Here is an 18,460-nt window from a genome sequence, read left to right as displayed (position 1 = left end):
GTGCATCAGCGAGTTATCCGCCTGGCGGCCGCGCGGTTATATCTGTGCACCGACGCGCGCCGGGAGCGCGGCGATTTGGCCGAGTTCGCCGACGCCGCGCTGGCCGGCGGGGTCGACATCATCCAGCTGCGCGACAAGGGGTCGCCCGGTGAGCAGCGGTTCGGGGCCCTCGAGGCGCGCGACGAGCTCGCGGCGTGCGAGATCCTGGCCGACGCGGCCCGCCGGCACGGCGCCCTGTTCGCGGTCAATGACCGGGCGGACATCGCCCGGGTCGCGGGTGCCGACGTGCTGCACCTGGGGCAGGGCGACCTGCCGCTGGAGGCGGCCCGCGAAATCGTCGGCCCCGACACGCTGCTCGGCCTGTCCAGCCATGACTCCGGCCAGGCCGCCGCGGCTAGTTCTCCGGGGCGGGCCGGGCCCGACTACTTCTGCGTCGGCCCCTGCTGGCCCACCCCGACCAAACCGGGCCGCGAGGCGCCGGGCCTGGGGCTGGTGCGGGCGGTCGCCAATCTCGGCGGCGCGAAGCCCTGGTTCGCGATCGGCGGCATCGACGAGCGGCGACTGCCCGAGGTGCTCGACGCCGGCGCCCGGCGGATCGTGGTGGTGCGTGCGATCACGGCGGCCGCCGACCCGCGGGCCGCGGCGCAGCGGCTCAGTTCGGCGCTTGCAGCAGCGAGCTGATGCGCCGACTGAGGTGCGACGGCTCCTCGTCGGCGTCCCCCGGCATGCACCAGACGAAGACGCCGTCCTCGATCTCGATGGTGCGGGGCAGGTGCCGCCGTCGTTCGTCGGCGTGGCCCAGCGGCACCAGCGCCGTGGCCGTGCGCAGCCGGTGCCAGCTCGCCGCGAAGCCGGGATGCAGCGGCAGCTCGGCCACCTCGTCCTCGGCGACCCAGCGCATCTCGGCGCTTTCCCCGTTGGGCACGGTGTGCAGCAACTCGGCCGCGTCGGCGACCACGGTGGTGTAGGTCCAACGCGCGCCGCCGAGCCCGCCGACCTCGGCCGTGACCACCGTCGACCGCACGGTCAGCAGCTCGCCGTGCAGGCCGGCCTCCTCGTGCGCTTCGCGGACCGCGGTCTCCTCCGGGGTCTCGTGGCTGTCGCGGGCACCGCCCGGCAGGCCCCAGGTTCCGCCCTGATGGCTCCACACCGCGCGGTGCTGCAGCAACACCGCGGGGGTGCCGTCCGGCCGCGGGGCCCGCAGCAGCAGACCGGCCGCGCCGTAGCGTCCCCAGTAATGGGCGCCGCTGTGGGAGACCACCCAACCGTCACCGTCGCCCTGCACGAGTTCAGGATATGCACGTGATCGCCTGGTCAATTGGTCTGCCTCCACCCATCCGCCGCAACATTCTCTTAGAATTCGCTTATAGAGGTTCGTGCATCGTTCCAGTGGCCGCGAAAGATGAGGGCTGATAACACGTGACGGTTGAGCTGGCGCACCCGTCGACAGAGCCGCAGGGGTCGCGGTCGCCGGCCGAACCAGCCCATCCGCGCTGGTGGTTCATCTCCACCACGCCCGGCCGCATCCTGACCATCGGGATCGTTCTGGCGGTGCTCGGCGGTATCTGCGCCTTCGCCACCTCGACCACCATCAACCACCGGCAGCAGGTGCTGACCACGGTCCTCAACCACACCGAGCCGCTGTCGTTCGCCGCCGGGCGGCTGTACACCACCCTGTCGGTGGCCGACGCTGCTGCGGCCACCGCGTTCATCGCCGAAGCCGAGCCGCCGCCCGTCCGGCAGCGCTACGAGCAGGCCATCACCGACGCGTCGGTCGCGGTGACCCGGGCATCGAGCGGGCTCACCGACGAACCGCTGGTGCAGCTGCTGGGCCGGATCAACGCCGAACTGGCCGTCTACACCGGCCTGATCGAAATCGCGCGCACCAACAATCGCGAGGGCAACCCCGTCGGGTCGTCGTACCTGTCGGAGGCCTCGGGCCTGATGCAGTCGACGATCCTGCCGGACGCGGCGCAGCTGTATCAGGCCACGTCGGAACGGGTGGACGCGGAAACCACCGCGTCCACGCAGATTCCGGCGCCGGTCATCCTGGTGGTCAGCGCCACCGCGGTCTTCGGCGCCTTCGCCCACCGATGGCTGGCCAGGCGCACCCGGCGCCGAATCAACCCCGGCCTGGTCGTCGGGGGCCTCGCTATCCTCGTCATGGTGGTATGGGTCGGAACGGCGCTGACCATCTCCACGGCCGCCAGCCGTAGCGCCAAGAACACGGCCGCCGATTCGCTGCGGATCGTGACCAACGTCGCGATCACCGCGCAGCAGGCGCGGGCCGACGAGACGCTATCGCTGATCCGCCGCGGGGACGAGGAGAAGCGCAAGCAGTCGTTCTATCAGCGGATCGACTCCATGCACCAACAGCTGGACCAGTACATGGTCCGCAGCGACGCCGTCGACAAACCCGACCTGGAAGGCGCCGACCAGCTGCTGTTGCGCTGGCGGCAGGCGAACGACCGGATCAACTCCTATATCTCGGTGGGCAACTACCGGGCGGCCACGCAGGTGGCCCTGGGCAGCAGCGAGGACGACTCCACCCCGGCGTTCGACAAGCTCGAGGACGAGTTGGGCAAGGCCATCGCCCAGAGCCGCACCCACCTGCGCAACGACGTCCTCAACGCGCGCAGCGGGCTGTCCGGCGCCCAGGTCGGCGGCGTGGTGCTCAGCCTCGGGGCCGCCATCGCCGTGGCGCTGGGCCTGTGGCCGCGGCTCAGAGAGTACCGATGAGGACGCGGCTGGCCCGGGCGGGCGCCGTCCTCGCGACGGCGGCCGTGCTGGCCGGATGCGGGCACACCGAATCGCTGACCGTGGCCAACGTGCCGACGCTGCCGCCGCCCACCCCGGTCGGCATGCAACAGCTGCCGCCGGAGCCGCCGCTGCCGGCGGACGACCCGGCCCAGGGCTGCGACCTGACGGCGAGCCTGCGGCCCTTCCCCACCAAGGCCCAGGCCGACGCCGCGGTCGCCGACATCCGGGCCCGCGGCCGGCTGATCGTCGGGCTCGACATCGGCAGCAACCTGTTCAGCTTCCGCGACCCGATCACCGGCGAGATCACCGGTTTCGACGTCGACATCGCCGGTGAGATCGCGCGCGACATCTTCGGCGCCCCGTCGCACGTCGAATACCGCATCCTGTCGTCCGACGAGCGCGTCACCGCGCTGCAGAGCTCCGAGGTCGACGTGGTGGTCAAGACCATGACGATCACCTGCGAGCGGCGCAAGCAGGTGAGCTTCTCGACCGTCTACCTCGACGCCAACCAGCGCATCCTGGCCCCGCGCGATTCGCCCATCACCAAGGTGGGCGACCTGTCCGGCAAACGGGTCTGCGTGGCGAAGGGCACGACCTCGCTGCACCGGATCCGCCAGATCGACCCGCCCCCGATCGTCGTGTCGGTGGTCAACTGGGCCGACTGCCTGGTGGCGATGCAGCAGCGCGAGATCGATGCCGTCAGCACCGACGACTCGATCCTGGCCGGGCTGGTCGAAGAGGACCCCTACCTGCACATCGTCGGGCCGAACATGGCGACCCAGCCCTACGGCATCGGGGTCAACCTCACCAACACGCCACTGGTGCGGTTCGTCAACGGCACGCTGGAGCGGATCCGGCGGGACGGCACGTGGAACACGTTGTACCGCAAGTGGTTAACGGTGCTGGGGCCGGCACCCGCCCCACCCACGCCGAGGTACCTGGACTGATGACCGAGTCAGAGAACACCGAACAGCCGGAATCCGGTTCCGAAGACGTGAGCCCGGGCACCCAACCGCCGGACACGCAGGGCGGCGGCCCGACGACGGGGCGCATCCAGGCCACCCAGGCGCTGTTTCGTCCCGATTTCGACGACGATGACGACGACTTTCCGCACATCTCGCTCGGCACCCCGGACAGCGAGCCGCAAGACCGGGTGACGATCGGCACTCGGGTGCTCCCGCCGGTCAGGCACCTCGGCGGCGGACTGGTCGAGATCCCCCGGGTCCGCGACATCGACCCGCTTGAGGCCCTGATGACCAGCCCGGTGGTGCCGGAGGCCAAGCGGTTCTGCTGGAACTGCGGAAAGCCGGTCGGCCGGTCCAGCAAGGAGGGCAAGGGAACATCGGAGGGCTGGTGCCCCGCCTGCGGCAGTGCGTATTCGTTTCTGCCACAACTGAATCCTGGAGAAATCGTCGCCCACCAGTATGAGGTGAAGGGCTGCATCGCGCACGGCGGCCTGGGGTGGGTGTATCTCGCGGTCGACCACAACGTCAACGACCGCCCGGTGGTCCTCAAGGGCTTGGTGCACTCCGGTGACGCCGAGGCGCAGGCGATCGCGATGGCCGAACGGCAGTTCCTCGCCGAGGTGGTGCACCCGCAGATCGTGCAGATCTTCAACTTCGTCGAGCACAAGGACCGGAACGGCAACCCGGTCGGCTACATCGTCATGGAGTACATCGGCGGGCAGCCCCTCAAACACGGCAAGGACAAGAAGCTGCCGGTCGCCGAGGCCATCGCCTACCTGCTGGAGATCCTGCCCGCGCTGACCTATCTGCATTCCATCGGCTTGGTCTACAACGACCTCAAGCCGGAGAACATCATGCTCACCGAGGAGCAACTCAAGCTGATCGACCTGGGCGCGGTGTCGCGGGTCAATTCCTTCGGCTACCTCTACGGCACCCCGGGCTTCCAGGCGCCCGAGATCGTGCGGACCGGCCCGACGATCGTGTCCGACATCTACACCGTGGGGCGCACCCTCGCCGCGCTCACGGTGAACCTGCCGACCCGCAACGGCCGCTACGTCGACGGCCTGCCCGAAGACGATCCCGTGCTGACCACCTACGACTCGTTCCGCCGGTTGCTGCGCCGGGCCACCGATCCCGACCCGCGGCGCCGGTTCGGCAGCACCGAGGAGATGTCAGCCCAGCTGATGGGCGTGCTGCGCGAGGTGGTCGCCCAGGACACCGGGATACCGCGGCCCGGCCTGTCGACGGTCTTCAGCCCCAGCCGCTCGACGTTCGGGGTGGACCTGCTCGTCGCGCACACCGATGTCTACCTGGACGGCCAGGTCCATTCGGAGCGGCTGACGGCCCGCGAGATCGTGACCGCGCTGCAGGTGCCGCTGGTCGATCCGGCCGACGTCGCCGCTTCCGTCCTGCAGGCGACGGTGCTCTCCCAGCCGGTCCAGACCCTGGACTCGTTGCGCGCGGCCCGGCACGGCACGCTGGACGCCGACGGCGTTGAGGTCTCCGAGTCGATCGAATTGCCGCTGATGGAGGTCCGCGCGCTGCTGGACCTGGGTGACGTGGCCAAGGCCACCAGGAAGCTGGACGACCTGGCCGATCGGGCGGGCTGGCAATGGCGATTGGTCTGGTACAAGGCCGTAGCCGACCTCCTTACCGGCGACTATGACTCCGCCACAACGCATTTCACCGAGGTGCTGGACACCTTCCCCGGTGAGCTGGCGCCGAAACTGGCGTTGGCCGCGACGGCCGAGCTGGCCGGCGACGTCGACGTGCAGAAGTATTACCAAACGGTGTGGAAGACCAACGACGGGGTGATCTCGGCGGCTTTCGGGCTGGCCCGATGGCTTTCCACCGAGGGTGATCGAGCCGCCGCGGTGCGCACCCTGGACGAGGTGCCGCCCACCTCAAGGCATTTCACCACCGCGCGCCTCACCAGTGCAGTCACCCTGCTGTCCGGGCGGACGAAGAGCGAGATCAGCGAGGAGGACATCCGCGACGCCGCCCGGCGCGTGGAGGCGCTGCCGCCCACCGAACCGCGCGTGCTGCAGATCCGCGCGCTGGTGCTGGGCTGCGCGATGGACTGGCTGGACGACAACGAAGCCAGCACCAACCACATCCTCGGCTTCCCGTTCACCGAGCACGGGCTGCGGCTGGGCGTCGAGGCCGCGCTGCGCAACCTGGCCCGGGTGGCGCCCACCCAGCGCCACCGCTACGCGCTGGTGGACATGGCGAACAGAGTGCGGCCCACGAGCACGTTCTAGATCGGCGGCTTTCGCGGCACTCTCCCCTCAACCGTTCTCCCCTGGCGTCGAGTGCGCGTCCAGGGCTTTGTGTGTGCATCGAGGGCGTGAAAATCGCCTAGATCCCACCGTGAGCGCACACTCAAAGCCGTGAACGCACACTCGATGCGGCCAATGCGGCCTTAACGCGGCGCACGATGGTGGCGGGCCGGTCCTCCGCGACGACCCGGACAATGATCCACCCCATCTGCTCGAGCATCTCAAGACGCCGAACGTCCTTGACGTATTGCCTTCTGTCCGTGCGGTGTTGGTCCTCCCAGCCAAGGTCAAGGTAGGCGAGGGGCATTCCGTCCACACCCAACACCGGGATCTGGGTGTGCGGCCGTGTGAGCCCGGCATCGATCAGGAGCAGGCGCAGGTAGCTCTCCCTGGGCGACTGGGCGCCGGCGTCGACCAATTCCAGCGCGGTCTCGAGTCGCCGCAGGCCGGGTGAGCCTGGATGGCACTTGGCGATGCGCTGCACGTCGTCGACCTTGAAGCCCGTTGCCCGCGCCAGCGCGTCGAGCCGCACCACGGCCGAGCGCACGGCCCCACGCCGGCCGATATCGAAAGCGGTGCGCTCGGGTGTGGTGACCGCATAGCCGCCCACGATCTGCGTCTCGCCGTCCAGCAGCGCGTCGCGCCGCGTCAGTACACCGCGGGGAGGACGGGCGTTGGCGTGATTCAGCTCGACGGGCACGTCGTCGGGAATCCATTCGGCGCCATGCAATCTGGCGGCCGCTGCGCCCACTATCGTCGCCGTCCGCCCAGACCACAGCCAAGCCGCCGAGATCCGCCGCTCGAGCGACAGCTGGGCATCGTTGGACACGTAGACGTTCGGGAAGACGGCACGATAACGCGTCCGCATTTGATGGCGGCTCAACGCGCCCGACGTCAATGCCTCGCTGCCGACAAACGGTTCCCCGGGTTCCATGCCGGAACGGTCGCACATCGACTACCCTCCGCGACTCCCGCTATGCACAGGGCAGTCGAGTGTGCACCAAGGGCGCTGCGCGTGCGCCCATGGCGGAAATCCGGGAATCTTCCCACCGTGAGCGCACACTCAAAGCCGTGAACGCACACACAGCGAAAGCGGAGACCGCTTGGAGCCCTTACCCGCTTAGCCCGCTCACGCACTCGCGGGCGATGGCGAGTTCTTCGTTGGTCGGGATCACCAGCACGGCGATCGGCGACGCCTCGGCGGAGATCTGCCGGGCGCCCTTGCCGCCGCCGAGGTTTCGGCGTTCGTCGAGCACGATGCCCAACTCCTCCAGCCCGGACACCGCGTCGCGGCGCACCGCCGCATCGTTTTCCCCGATCCCGGCGGTGAAGGTGATGACATCGGTGTGTCCGAGCACCGCCAGGTAGGCGCCGATGTACTTGCGCAGCCGGTGAGTGAACACGCTGTAGGCCAATTGGGCTGCGCCGTCGCCCGATTCGATCATGGTGCGCAGCCGGCGGAAGTCGCGCTCGCCGGACAGGCCCAGCATCCCCGACCGCTGGTTGAGCATGGACTCGACCTCGTCGACGCCCATCTTCGCGGTGTGGCAGAGATAGCTGACGATGCTCGGGTCGATGTCACCGCTGCGGGTGCCCATCACCAGGCCCTCGAGCGGCGTCAGGCCCATCGACGTGTCGAGGGGCCGGGTGCCGGCGATCGCCGAGGCGGAGCAGCCGTTACCCAGATGCAGCACAATCTGTTTCAGACCGCGCAGGGGCCGGCCCAAGAAGGCGGCGGCCTGCTCGCTGACATACCGGTGCGACGTGCCATGAAACCCATAGCGGCGGATCCGCCAGCGCTCGGCCAGGCTGCGGTCGATGGCATAGGTCGCGGCCGCGGGCGGCATGTCATGGAAGAACGCCGTGTCGAAGACCGCGATGTGCGGAATGTCCGGAAGCAGCTTGCGCGCCACCTCGATTCCTTTGACCGCGGGGGGATTGTGCAGCGGCGCCAGTTCCGATAATTCGTCCAGCTTGTCGAGCACAGCGTCGTCCACCGGTGTGGGCTTATAGAACGTCTGGCCGCCGTGCACGACCCGGTGGCCCACCGCCACCAAACCGCAATCGCGTAGGTCGATGCCCTGCTCCGACAGCGCGTCGAACGCTTGCCGCAGCGCCGTGTCGTGGTCGCGAACCGGGGACGACTCCTCCCCGATCCGTTCGACGTTGCCCGTCGCCCGGGCCTTGCCGGAGTCGGGTTCGACCAACTGGTATTTCAGCGAGGACGAGCCGGAGTTGATCACCAGCACAGTCCGGTTGGCGTTAACCACGGGCGCCCTGCGCCTGAATCGCGGTGATGGCAACCGTGTTGACGATGTCTTCGACCAACGCACCCCTGGACAAATCGTTCACCGGCTTGCGTAAGCCCTGCAGCACCGGCCCTATCGCGATCGCCCCCGCACTGCGCTGCACCGCCTTGTAGGTGTTGTTGCCGGTGTTGAGGTCGGGAAAGATCAGCACGGTGGCGCGGCCGGCTACCGGCGAGTCGCCCAGCTTGGCGGCCGCGACCGACGGCTCGATCGCGGCGTCGTACTGGATCGGACCCTCGACGGGCAGGTCGGGCGCCCGGGAACGCACTAATTCCGTTGCTGCCCTGACCTTTTCCACATCGGCTCCGGCACCGGAGTCGCCGGTGGAATAGGACAGCATGGCCACCCGCGGCTCGATGCCGAATTGCGCGGCGGTACGCGACGAAGAGATGGCGATGTCGGCCAGCTGTTCCGGCGTCGGGTTGGGGACGATCGCACAGTCACCGTAGGCCAGCACCCGGTCGGGCAGGCACATGAAGAAAACGCTGGAGACGGTGGAGACGTCGGGGATGGTCTTGATGATTTCGAACGCCGGCCGAACGGTGTGCGCGGTGGTGTGGGCCGCGCCGGACACCATCCCGTCGACCATGCCGTCGTGCACCATCATGGTGCCGAAGTACGTGGCGTCGCACATGATCTCGCGGGCGTGCTCGACCGTGATCCCCTTTGCCTTGCGTAACTCGGCGTACTGGTCGGCGAACTGATAGCGCAATTCGCTGGTGCGCGGGTCGATCACCTTCGTGTCACCGAGGTCCACGCCGAGTTCCGCTGCACGTAAACGGATTCCGGCTTCATCGCCGAGGATCGTCAGGCCGGCGATCTGGCGCTGCAGCAGGCGGCCGGCCGACTTGAGGATACGGTCGTCGTCGCCTTCGGGAAGCACGATGCGCTTGCGATCCGCGCGAGCCAGCAGGTGCAGACGGTGGGTGAACATCTGCGGGGTGGTCACGGTCGGGATCGGAATAGCGAGCTGCGCCAACATGTCCGCGATATCGACGTAGCGGTCCATCAGCTGCAGCGCGGTGTCGATCTTGCGCTGCGAGGTGGCCGTCACCCGGCCGCGAGCCGATGCCGCGGCGCTGGCCGTGTCGTAGGTGCCCAGCGTGGTGGTGACGATGGGCAGCCGGAGCCGCAGGCCGGCCACCAGAGCGCTGATCGACGGATGCAGCTCGAACCCGCCGTTGAGGACCATGCACGACAGCGACGGAAAGCCTTCGGCCGCATGGGCGCTGGCGACCGCCAGCACCACGTCCGAGCGGTCGCCGGGGGTGATGACCGCGACCCCGTCAGACAGCCGCTCCAGCACGTGATCGGCGGTCATACCCGCGACCATCACGCCCAGCACTTCACGTCCCATCAGCGCGGTGTCACCGCTGACCAGCGTTCCGTTCACCGCCTTCTGCAGGTCTGAGACCGCAGGAGCGGGCAGCAACGGCTCGTTCGGCAGCACGTAACTCTGCGGGATGAACGCGTGCAACGCCTCCGCGACTGCGCTCACCTGCGACGGCTCACAGCGGTTGGCCACCACCGCCGCGGTGTGGGCGTGCTGGGCGGCCAACTCGTCCAGACACGCCTGCACGACATGCACGACGTCCTCCGCGGTGCGCCCCTTGGCCCGCACCACCAGCAGCACCGGTGCGCCGAGGTTGACCGCGATACGGGCGTTGACGGAAAGCTCAGCGGGGCTGGCGACGTCCGTGTAGTCACTGCCGACGATCACCACCGCGTCGCACGCTTCGGCCATCGCGTGGTATCGGTCGACGATGTCGGCAAGCGCGGCGTCGCGGTCGGCGTGCAACTCCTGATAGGTCACGCCTACGCACCGCTCGTAGGGCAGGCCGGCGGTGCTGTGCGCCAGCAGCAGCTCGAGGATGTAGTCGCGGTCTTCGCCGAACCGGGTGATCGGCCGGAACACCCCGACCTTGGCCACGGTCGCGGCGAGGTGGTGCATGATTCCCAAAGCGATCGTTGACTTGCCGGTGTCCCCCTCGGGCGCGGCGATGTAGATCGCCGAGGGTTGGGAATCCGGCCGGGAGGCCTCGGGCACGCTGAACGCCTGCCCTATGAGGCCAGCCTGCGCAGCCTGGGCGCGAGGTCCTTCTCGAACAGCTCCAGGAAGCGACGCTGGTCGTGGCCGGGCGCGTGGAACACCAAGTGGTTCAGGCCCCATCCCACGTACTGGGCCACCTTCTCGACGGCCTCGTCGGGGTCCGACGCCACGATCCAGCGCTTGGCGACCTGCTCGATCGGCAGCGCGTCGGCCGCCTTCTCCATCTCGATCGGGTCGTCGATGCTGTGCTTCTGCTCGGCGGTCAACGACAGCGGCGCCCAGAACCGCGTGTTCTCCAGCGCCAGCTCGGGATCCGGGTCGTAGGAGATCTTGATCTCGATCATCTTGTCGACGTCGTCGATGTTGCGTTCCGCGGCGGCCGCTCCCTCCTTCACCGCCGGGATCAGCTTGTCCTTATACAGCTCTTCGCCCTTGCCGGACGTGCAGATGAAGCCGTCGCCCGCGCGACCGGCGTATTTGGCCACCGCCGGGCCGCCGGCGGCGATGTAGATGGGGACGCCACCCTCCGGCACGTCGTAGATCGAGGCGCCCTTGAGGCGGTAGTACTCGCCGTCGAAGTCGACGCGGTCACCGCGCCACAACTCCCGCATCAATCGCACCGATTCGCGTAGCCGGGCGAAGCGCTCCTTGAACTCCGGCCAGTCGCCCTCGTAGCCGGTGGCTATCTCGTTCAACGCCTCTCCGGTGCCGACGCCCAGGAAGATCCGGTTCGGGTACAGGCAGGCCATGGTGGCGAACGCCTGCGCGATCACCGCGGGGTTGTATCGGAACGTCGGGGTGAGCACCGAGGTGCCCAGCACGATCCGTTCGGTGCGCTCCCCGACCGCCGTCATCCAGGCCAGCGAGAACGGCGCATGCCCGCCCTCGTGCCGCCACGGCTGGAAATGGTCGCTGACGGTGGCGCTGTCCATGCCGTGGCCTTCGGCGGCCACGGCCAGTTCGACGAGCTCACGAGGTGCGAATTGTTCGGCGGACGCTTTGTATCCAAGTTTCAGTTCAGCCACGGGTCATTTCTACTCCTCGGGGCGAACGCTCCTAAACTCGCGGGCATGGGACCGGCGCCGACTCTCGTTCAAGTCACCGACACGGTGTACCTCGCTCAGGGCCACGCCGTGAACTGGACGGTGGTCGCCGACGACACCGGGGTGATGTTGATCGACGCCGGCTATCCCGGGGACCGCGACGACGTGCTCGCTTCGCTGCGGGAGCTGGGCTACGACGCCGGCGACGTGCGCGCCATCCTGCTGACGCACGCGCACATCGACCACCTGGGCTCGGCGATCTGGTTCGCCAACACCTACGGCACGAATGTGTATTGCCACGCGGACGAAGTGGGGCACGCGAAGCGCGAGTACCTGGAGCAGGTCTCGATTTTCGATGTCGCACTTCGCATTTGGCGCCCCCGATGGGCGGTGTGGGGTCTGCACGTGGTGCGCAGCGGCGGCCTGATCCGCGACGGCATCCCGTCCACCCGGCCGCTGACCCCCGAGGTGGCCGCCGGTCTGCCGGGGCGCCCGATGGCCATTCCAACCCCGGGACACACCGGCGGGCATTGCTCGTATCTGGTCGACGGGGTGCTGGCCAGTGGCGACGCCCTGATCACCGGCCATCCGTTGCTGCGTCGCGGTGGGCCGCAACTCCTGCCGGCGGTGTTCAGCCACAGCCAGGACGATTGCGTCCGCAGCCTGGCAGCGCTGGCCCTCCTGGAGACCGAGACGCTGGCGCCCGGCCACGGCGACCTGTGGCGCGGTCCGATCCGCGAAGCCACCGACCGGGCGACCGCGCTTGCCCGCGGGGGATGAGGTGGAAGCTCGCTGGCTCGCCATGGGCGAGGATGACCTACCCGCCGGTGAACGATGGCTGGCGCCGGCGGAGGCGGCCAGCCTGGCCGCGCTGCGGTTTACCAAGCGGCGCACCGAATATCTGCTGCGGCGGCTGGTCGCCAAGTACGCCGTCGCCGCAGTGACCGGCCGGCCCACCGACCCGGCGGCCCTCGCCGGCATCGAGATCCGCAACGCGCCCAGCGGCGCCCCATACGTCTGCGTCGAGGGAACCACGCTCGGGTTGGAGGTGTCGATCACCGACCGCGCGGGTTGGGCGGTCTGCGTGGCTCGCCCGGCGGGCGAGGGCGCGGAGTCGCCGGTTGGCTGCGACCTGGAGCTGGTGGAGCCGCGCACACCCGGCTTCGTGCTCGACTTCCTCACCGCGGCCGAGCGAGAACACGTTGCCTCGCGCGCCGCCGGGGACGAGCGTGACATGGCCGCGAACCTGATCTGGTCGGCGAAAGAAAGTGCGCTCAAGGTGTTGCGCACCGGACTGCGCCGGGACACCCGTTCCTTGGAGGTGACGCTGACGGCTCCGCGCGGTGACGGCTGGGGCGAGCTGACGGTGGGCGCCGCGGAGGGAACGGTATTTCCCGGCTGGTGGCGGCGAGACGGTCGTTTCGTGCTCACGGTGGCCACAGAGGTCACAGCGGTAGCGACCGAACCGCCTGTCGCCCTTGGCGATCCCGGCGTGCTGGCGGCGGCCCAACCGCGACATTCTTGGCTCGACCGGCCGCTACAGGGTTGACATGCCCCGGTCTAGAGCGTCGACGAGGTAGGGCCGCAGCCCGCGGGCGGTGATGATGTGGTTGACCGAGCCGACCGCCAGCGCGCGCTCGACCGTGTGCACGCGATCGAACTCGTCGGCCACTTCGCTGAGCTTCTCGGCGTGCACCGCCGCCCTGAGCTCGGCGAGGTGGGCCCGTGCGCTCGCGGCATCGGAACCCATTGCGTCGCGGGCTGTTTCGGTGGCCTCGCGGACCCGGGGATCGGAATCGGTGCGCGCCTCCACGTCCCGGACGAAGACGGTGGCGGCGGCCGGCGCACCGCCGATCACGGAGGCGAATGAGCCCTCGACGGCGGCGATCTCCAGCCGGTCGTTGAGTTTCGTCGAAAACACCACGAAGGCGCCACCGTGGTAGCGGGACACCACGACGAAGACGATCGGCCCGCGGAAATTCGTCACCGCGCGGCCGATTTCGGCCCCGTACTCCAGTTGCCAGCGGCGCATGGACTCCGGCGAGCCGTCGAAACCGGACAAGTTCGCCAGCACGACGACCGGGCGGTTGCCGCTGGCCGCGTTGATCGCGCGGGCGAGCTTGCGGGACGACTGGGGAAACAGCGTCCCCGACGACCACGCGGTGGGGCCGCCCGCGGGCACGAATCCGCGACGGGGCACGGCGTGCGACTCGATTCCGAGCAGGCACACCGGGATTCCGCCGATGTGGGCGTCCCACACGATCGCGGTCTCCGCGCCGCGCCAATGGCTCCAGCGTTCCAGCGGCGCGGAGTCGGCGTCGGCCGCGGCCCGCATCACCGAGCGCATGTCGAACGGCTTCTTACGCTCCGGATTGTGGTCGGCGGAGAAGATTTCGCCAACCGTCGCCATGTCGCACCCGGAGTGCGGCGCGGATCGCACGTCACGTTCCACCGGGTCGGTGGTGGTGCGCCGGCGCGGCCACCGCTCGCCGGGCGGCACGTAGGTGTACTCGTAATGGCGCAGCAGGATGTCGCAAGCGTCGGCCAGCGTGGGAGCCCAATACTGCCCCTGGCCGTTGGGCCCCATGATGCGGTCGAAACCGCCGATACCGAAGTTGTCTTCGGCGGACACCCCGCCGGAAAAGTCCAGCGCCTGTTTACCGGTAAGCACCATCGCGCTGGCCGGCGTCATCACCAGGATGCCCCGCGTGTGCATCAGCATCGTCGACTCGCCGTTCCAGTACGGCTGGGCGCCCACGTTCACCCCGGTGACAATGATGTTCACCTCCCCGCCGGCCTGGGTGAACTCGATGAGGCGGCGCAGCACGGCGGCAATCCAGTCCATGTTCTCCGTGCCGCTGTCCATCGCGATCTTCGCCCCGGACGACAGCGCGAACCACTCGACCGGCACCCGCATCCGCTCGGCCAGATCCAGCGCAGCGATGATGCGCCGGCACTCCGGCTCGGCCAGGTTGCCCAGCCCGCGGGTCGGATCGCCGAACAGCGCCACCCGGGACATGCCCTCCGGGATTTTCTCGGTGTCGTTGCCGAGCACGCCGACCACGATGTTGGCGCTGTTGTTTCCGTACGGCCGCGACACGGGCGCCAGGCTGCCCCGCTCGTCCAGGTCGTGTTCGACGAACCGCCCGGCGGGAAACCGTGAAACGGCACCAGGCGGAGGCGTAAGCATCCGCACGATCTCGTACGGATAGGGGGCACCAAAGCGATTGGCGCGCAATAGCTTCTGCTGATACGCCGTCAACGGACGGACGGGTTGCTTGTCCGGCGGGCGTTCGCGTATCGTCATGCCCCCGTCTAAGCCCTCCAGGTCGAGCACGGCATCGCGACCGTCCGGGTAGCGCACACGCAGCACCACCTTCTCCAGCCCGGCGCCGACCGCCAGCGGCGCCAACGATCCGGCCAGTTCGTCCCACGCCCCGCGGGAAACCTCCCACGGGGGCCGCACGTAGAGCACCATCCGGTTGGTGGCCGGCCGGTTGCGCGCCTCGAACGTGGTCAGCGCCTCCTGCATCGCCGACAGTGCCAGCAGACCCATCAGCTCCAGGCGCGGGTATCGCACCGCGCCGCCCGCGGCCCGCACCGGCGTCAGGTCACGCACTTCGGCGAGCGCGAAAAGCCGGTGATCGGTGGGATTGTCGTGGGCCACCGCGTGGAACACGTACACGTCTTCGGCCGAGCGCAGCCGCCGCAGTTCGAAGTTCGCCAGCCGCCATAACTCGAGCCGCTTGGCCAACATCGGATGCAGATTGCGATAAAGCGCGTCCTCGACGAATTGACCGTCCCGCTGCCGGTAGGTCATGTGGTGGGTGCGGAAGCGCTCCGGCGCGGCCCCGTCGAGGGTTGTCACGGTCAGATCCAGGCGCCACAACAGGCGCCCGAAATGGCATCCGGCAAGCAGCTTTTCGGCTTCCGCGATGACGGTGTCGATATCCGCCGCCTCGCCGTGCCGCCACAGCTCCAAATCCACCACGACATGCCGATCGGGATCGGCCGTCCGCAACTGCCCCGCGATCGCCGCGGACAGCTCGGGCAGTTCCGCCCAGGGCGCGTACGCGGTGACCAGGTGAATGTGCTTGTTCTCGAAGTCGTAGTCGGCGCTCCCCAACATCCAAGCGTCATGCTCACCGACGGACACGTTGCGCAGTCGCCGGATCCGGTAGAACCGGCGGATGTAGACCTCCGCCAACACCCGGTGCAGCCCCGGGTCGCGGCTGGAACGCCATCGCCGCAGCAGCTCCGCACGCAGCGGCTGCGCGCATGCGACGAGGCGGTCGATCCGGCGGGACCGGCCGGCGCCGTCGGGTTCGTCCCGCAGCCCATCGAGATCGCGCTGCACACGGGAGTACTCGTGGGTGATGGTCGCCGCCAGCAGCGGCTCGTCGAAGTAGTGGAACCGCACATCGCGAGCCAGGTCCGCGACGTTGCGCTGCCGACCCTGCATGGCCGCCAGCCGGTCCAGCCGGGACCGCATCTCGGGGTCGGCCACCTTCGCCAGCTCGGCGCGGTGGCGGAGTCGGCGCTCGAGGATGTCGGTCACCGCTCCGGCCAGCTCGCCGACCCGGCGAAATGAGCGGAACATCCAGACAACGGCTTCCTCGAGCTCGGGCGTGCGTTCCAGCCCACGCACCCCGTACCGCGACAGGGCGCGCTCCAGCCGGCCCCGATACGAGTCGGGCAGACCGGCCCGGTCCGCGTCCAGCCACTGCAGGAACGACAGCAGGTACTCCCGGGTGCTGCCGTCGACGAGCGCCTCCTCCGGCTCGACCTCGCCGCGCGGCCGGTACAGCGAACCGACGTCGGTGAACAGGTCCAGCAGGCTGTCCTCGCAGCGCAGCAGGTCGGTGTCGGTGGGGGTCGCGATCTCGCCCAGCCGGCGCTGCCGGGTCAGCATGGCCTGAACCGAGGTGGGATCCAGGTCGTAGCCGAGCAGATAGGAGCGCAGCGCGCCGTACACGCGCTCGCACGCCGGCGTTCCGGGTGGCTCCGCGACCCGCAGGCCGGTGAAGTCGACAGCGGCCGCGCCGACGCGCTGACGGGTGTCGGACGTCGCGATGCGGACCACCGGCGCTCCCGCTTCCACCTGCACGTTCGCGCCGGCTTCGACCGAGGCGACGGTGCCGGCGAACGGCGCCGTGAGAGTGGTTTCCATCTTCATGCTCTCCAGCACGGCGAGCCGGTCGCCCTCGACGACCTGGTCACCGGGCTCGACGAGGACCGACACCACGAACGCCGGCCCAGGGCTGCGCACCAGGCCCCCGTCGTCGCGCGACACGGTGTGCGCGACGCCGTCGATCTCGACGCGCAGGGTGGCACCTTCCACCACCGACAGCACCCGGTGCGCCACACCGCCGACCACCACCCGCCGCTCGTATCCGTCGCGGTCGGAGACCGTGACGTCCGCGGCGCCGGCGCCGGTGACGCGGTAGGTACGGACACCGGTGCGGTAAACGTCCACGATGTATCGCTGGCCCCGGTAACGCAGGCGGCATCGGTGTCCCACCTCTGCCGAGGTTTCGGCACCGCCGCGGGCGGCGCGGGCGTGGAACGCGGCCCGCTCGGCGGCCTCTTCAAGGTCGTACGACTCCACGGCGGCGACCAGCAGGGCGACCGGGTCCGGGGCGGGCAGGTGCGCCCCCTCCGCGGTCAGCCGGTCCAGCCAGTGGTTGTCGAAACACCCGTCGCGCACCTCCGGTCGATTGAGCAAACTCAGCAGGAACGAGCGGTTGGTGGTGCCGCCTTCCACCACGATCGTGGTGTCGAGCAGTGCACGACGCAGCCGGGCGAGGGCCTCGGTGCGATCACTTCCCCAGGCGACGATCTTGGCGATCATCGAGTCGAAGTCGGGCGGGATCCGGTCCCCTTCGCGCACGCCCGCGTCGACGCGGATGCCGTTGCCGGTCGGCAGGCGCAGGCAGGTCAACCGGCCCGGCGCGGGGGTGAACGCCTCCTCGGGATCCTCGGCGCATACCCGGGCCTCGATCGCATGCCCGAACACCTGCGGCGGCGCGCCGACCAGCCGCCCGCCCCGAGCCACGTGGAGCTGCAGCTTCACCAGGTCCAGCCCGGTGGTCACCTCGGTCACCGGGTGCTCGACCTGCAGCCGGGTGTTGACCTCCATGAACAGGAAGTCCCCGGTGCCCGGGTCGACCAGGAACTCCACCGTGCCGGCGTTGCGGTAGCCCGCCGCTGCGGCCAGGCGTACCGCCGCTTCGCGGATCGCCCGCTCCCCGGCGGCGTCGAGCACCGTTGACGCCGATTCCTCCAGCACCTTCTGCCTGCGGCGCTGCAAGGTGCAGTCGCGGACCCCTGCCGCCCACACGGTGCCGTAGTGGTCGGCGATCACCTGCACTTCGACGTGACGGGCGGCCGGCACGAGCTTCTCCAGGAACACCGTCGGGTCACCGAACGCCAGCTGCGCCTCGGCCCGCGCCGAGGGCAGTGCCGCGGCGAGTTCGGCGGCGCTGTAAACCGTTCGGATCCCGCGGCCGCCTCCGCCGGCGGCCGCCTTGACCAGCAGCGGATAGCCGAGCCTGGTCGCGAGTGCGCTGGCGTGGGCCACGTCGTCGACCGGCCCGCCGCTCCAGCACACCACCGGGACGTCGACCTGCTCGGCAAGCCGTTTGGCGGCCACCTTGTCCCCGAGCCGCCGGATGGTGGCGCTGCCCGGCCCGACGAAGACGATGCCGGCCTCCTCGCACGCCTGCGCGAAAGACGCGTGCTCGGCGAGGAATCCCCACCCGACCCACACGGCATCGGCCGCACTCTCGCGCAGCGCCGCCATCACCGCCGGCTGGTCGAGGTAGCGCGACCGGCGGGTGCCGTCGGCCGGGTCGGCGAAGGTTGCGGTCCCCAGCAGCACGGCCTCGTCGGCCTGGCGCACGTACCAGGCGTCGGCGTCGGCGTCCGTATAGAACACGATGGTCCGGATGGGCGGTTGGTCGCCGGCCTGATTGAGTTCGGCCACCGCGGTCAGCGCGCGGACCGCGGGTTCACCGCGGTTGACGATCGCCAGCCGGCGAATCTCGGTGTTCAT

Annotated in this window: 12 protein-coding genes; 6 read left to right on the top strand and 6 right to left on the bottom strand. The window is 69.4% G+C overall.

Features of this window, described 5'->3' with window-relative positions; translation table 11 throughout:
* The gene (gene thiE / locus A5758_RS03215) at positions 1-681 is read left to right on the top strand and encodes a thiamine phosphate synthase (protein WP_067736357.1); all 681 of its coding nucleotides are present in this window, start codon (positions 1-3) and stop codon (positions 679-681) included.
* Here thiE and A5758_RS03210 read toward each other — a convergent pair.
* A complete protein-coding gene (locus tag A5758_RS03210; RefSeq protein ID WP_067210309.1) occupies positions 653-1,285 on the bottom strand; it encodes an NUDIX hydrolase in 633 nt (210 codons plus the stop codon). The two genes, thiE and A5758_RS03210, sit on opposite strands and share 29 nt — an antisense overlap.
* Positions 1,286-1,419: 134 nt before the next feature.
* Here A5758_RS03210 and glnX point away from each other — a divergent pair, with 134 nt between their 5' ends.
* Genes glnX through A5758_RS03195 form a run of 3 tightly spaced genes read left to right on the top strand, consistent with a single transcriptional unit; the run spans position 1,420 to position 5,986 of the window.
* A complete protein-coding gene (gene glnX / locus A5758_RS03205; RefSeq protein ID WP_067210313.1) occupies positions 1,420-2,739 on the top strand; it encodes a protein kinase G-activating protein GlnX in 1,320 nt (439 codons plus the stop codon).
* Complete coding sequence (locus A5758_RS03200; protein ID WP_067210317.1) at positions 2,736-3,707, top strand: glutamate ABC transporter substrate-binding protein; 972 nt, start codon at positions 2,736-2,738, stop codon at positions 3,705-3,707. The genes glnX and A5758_RS03200 overlap by 4 nt, the downstream gene beginning before the upstream one ends.
* Positions 3,707-5,986, top strand: coding sequence for a serine/threonine-protein kinase PknG (locus A5758_RS03195; RefSeq protein WP_067210322.1), 2,280 nt, complete (start codon positions 3,707-3,709; stop codon positions 5,984-5,986). Before A5758_RS03200 ends, A5758_RS03195 begins: the two co-directional genes overlap by 1 nt.
* 121 nt (positions 5,987-6,107) lie before the next feature.
* Here A5758_RS03195 and A5758_RS03190 read toward each other — a convergent pair whose 3' ends face one another.
* From A5758_RS03190 to fgd, 4 genes are all read right to left on the bottom strand, one after another.
* Complete coding sequence (locus A5758_RS03190; RefSeq protein ID WP_197503713.1) at positions 6,108-6,938, bottom strand: hypothetical protein; 831 nt, start codon at positions 6,936-6,938, stop codon at positions 6,108-6,110.
* Between the two features lie 178 nt (positions 6,939-7,116).
* The gene (locus A5758_RS03185) at positions 7,117-8,274 is read right to left on the bottom strand and encodes an acetate kinase (RefSeq protein WP_156622479.1); all 1,158 of its coding nucleotides are present in this window, start codon (positions 8,272-8,274) and stop codon (positions 7,117-7,119) included.
* Positions 8,267-10,360 carry a phosphate acetyltransferase gene (gene pta, locus A5758_RS03180; protein WP_067736343.1) on the bottom strand — a complete coding sequence of 698 codons (2,094 nt, stop codon included), beginning with the start codon at positions 10,358-10,360 and terminating at the stop codon, positions 8,267-8,269. The genes A5758_RS03185 and pta overlap by 8 nt, the downstream gene beginning before the upstream one ends.
* A gap of 14 nt (positions 10,361-10,374) precedes the next feature.
* Positions 10,375-11,388, bottom strand: coding sequence for a glucose-6-phosphate dehydrogenase (coenzyme-F420) (fgd, locus tag A5758_RS03175; RefSeq protein WP_067736340.1), 1,014 nt, complete (start codon positions 11,386-11,388; stop codon positions 10,375-10,377).
* Between the two features lie 45 nt (positions 11,389-11,433).
* On the opposite strand from fgd, the gene A5758_RS03170 reads away from it, so the two are divergent.
* Complete coding sequence (locus tag A5758_RS03170; protein ID WP_067736338.1) at positions 11,434-12,186, top strand: MBL fold metallo-hydrolase; 753 nt, start codon at positions 11,434-11,436, stop codon at positions 12,184-12,186.
* A 1-nt stretch (position 12,187) separates the two neighbouring features.
* Positions 12,188-12,955, top strand: a complete 768-nt coding sequence (locus A5758_RS03165) for a 4'-phosphopantetheinyl transferase superfamily protein (RefSeq protein WP_067736335.1) — start codon at positions 12,188-12,190, stop codon at positions 12,953-12,955.
* On the opposite strand, the gene A5758_RS03160 is transcribed toward A5758_RS03165, so the two are convergent.
* Positions 12,944-18,460: a biotin carboxylase N-terminal domain-containing protein gene (locus tag A5758_RS03160; RefSeq protein WP_067736332.1), complete on the bottom strand. Its 5,517-nt coding sequence runs from the start codon at positions 18,458-18,460 to the stop codon at positions 12,944-12,946. The genes A5758_RS03165 and A5758_RS03160 overlap by 12 nt on opposite strands.

The sequence above is a fragment of the Mycobacterium sp. 852014-50255_SCH5639931 genome, from assembly GCF_001665605.1.
In the GTDB taxonomy this organism is placed as follows: Bacteria; Actinomycetota; Actinomycetes; order Mycobacteriales; family Mycobacteriaceae; genus Mycobacterium; species Mycobacterium paraffinicum.
This window is presented reverse-complemented; position numbering and strand designations above follow the sequence as displayed.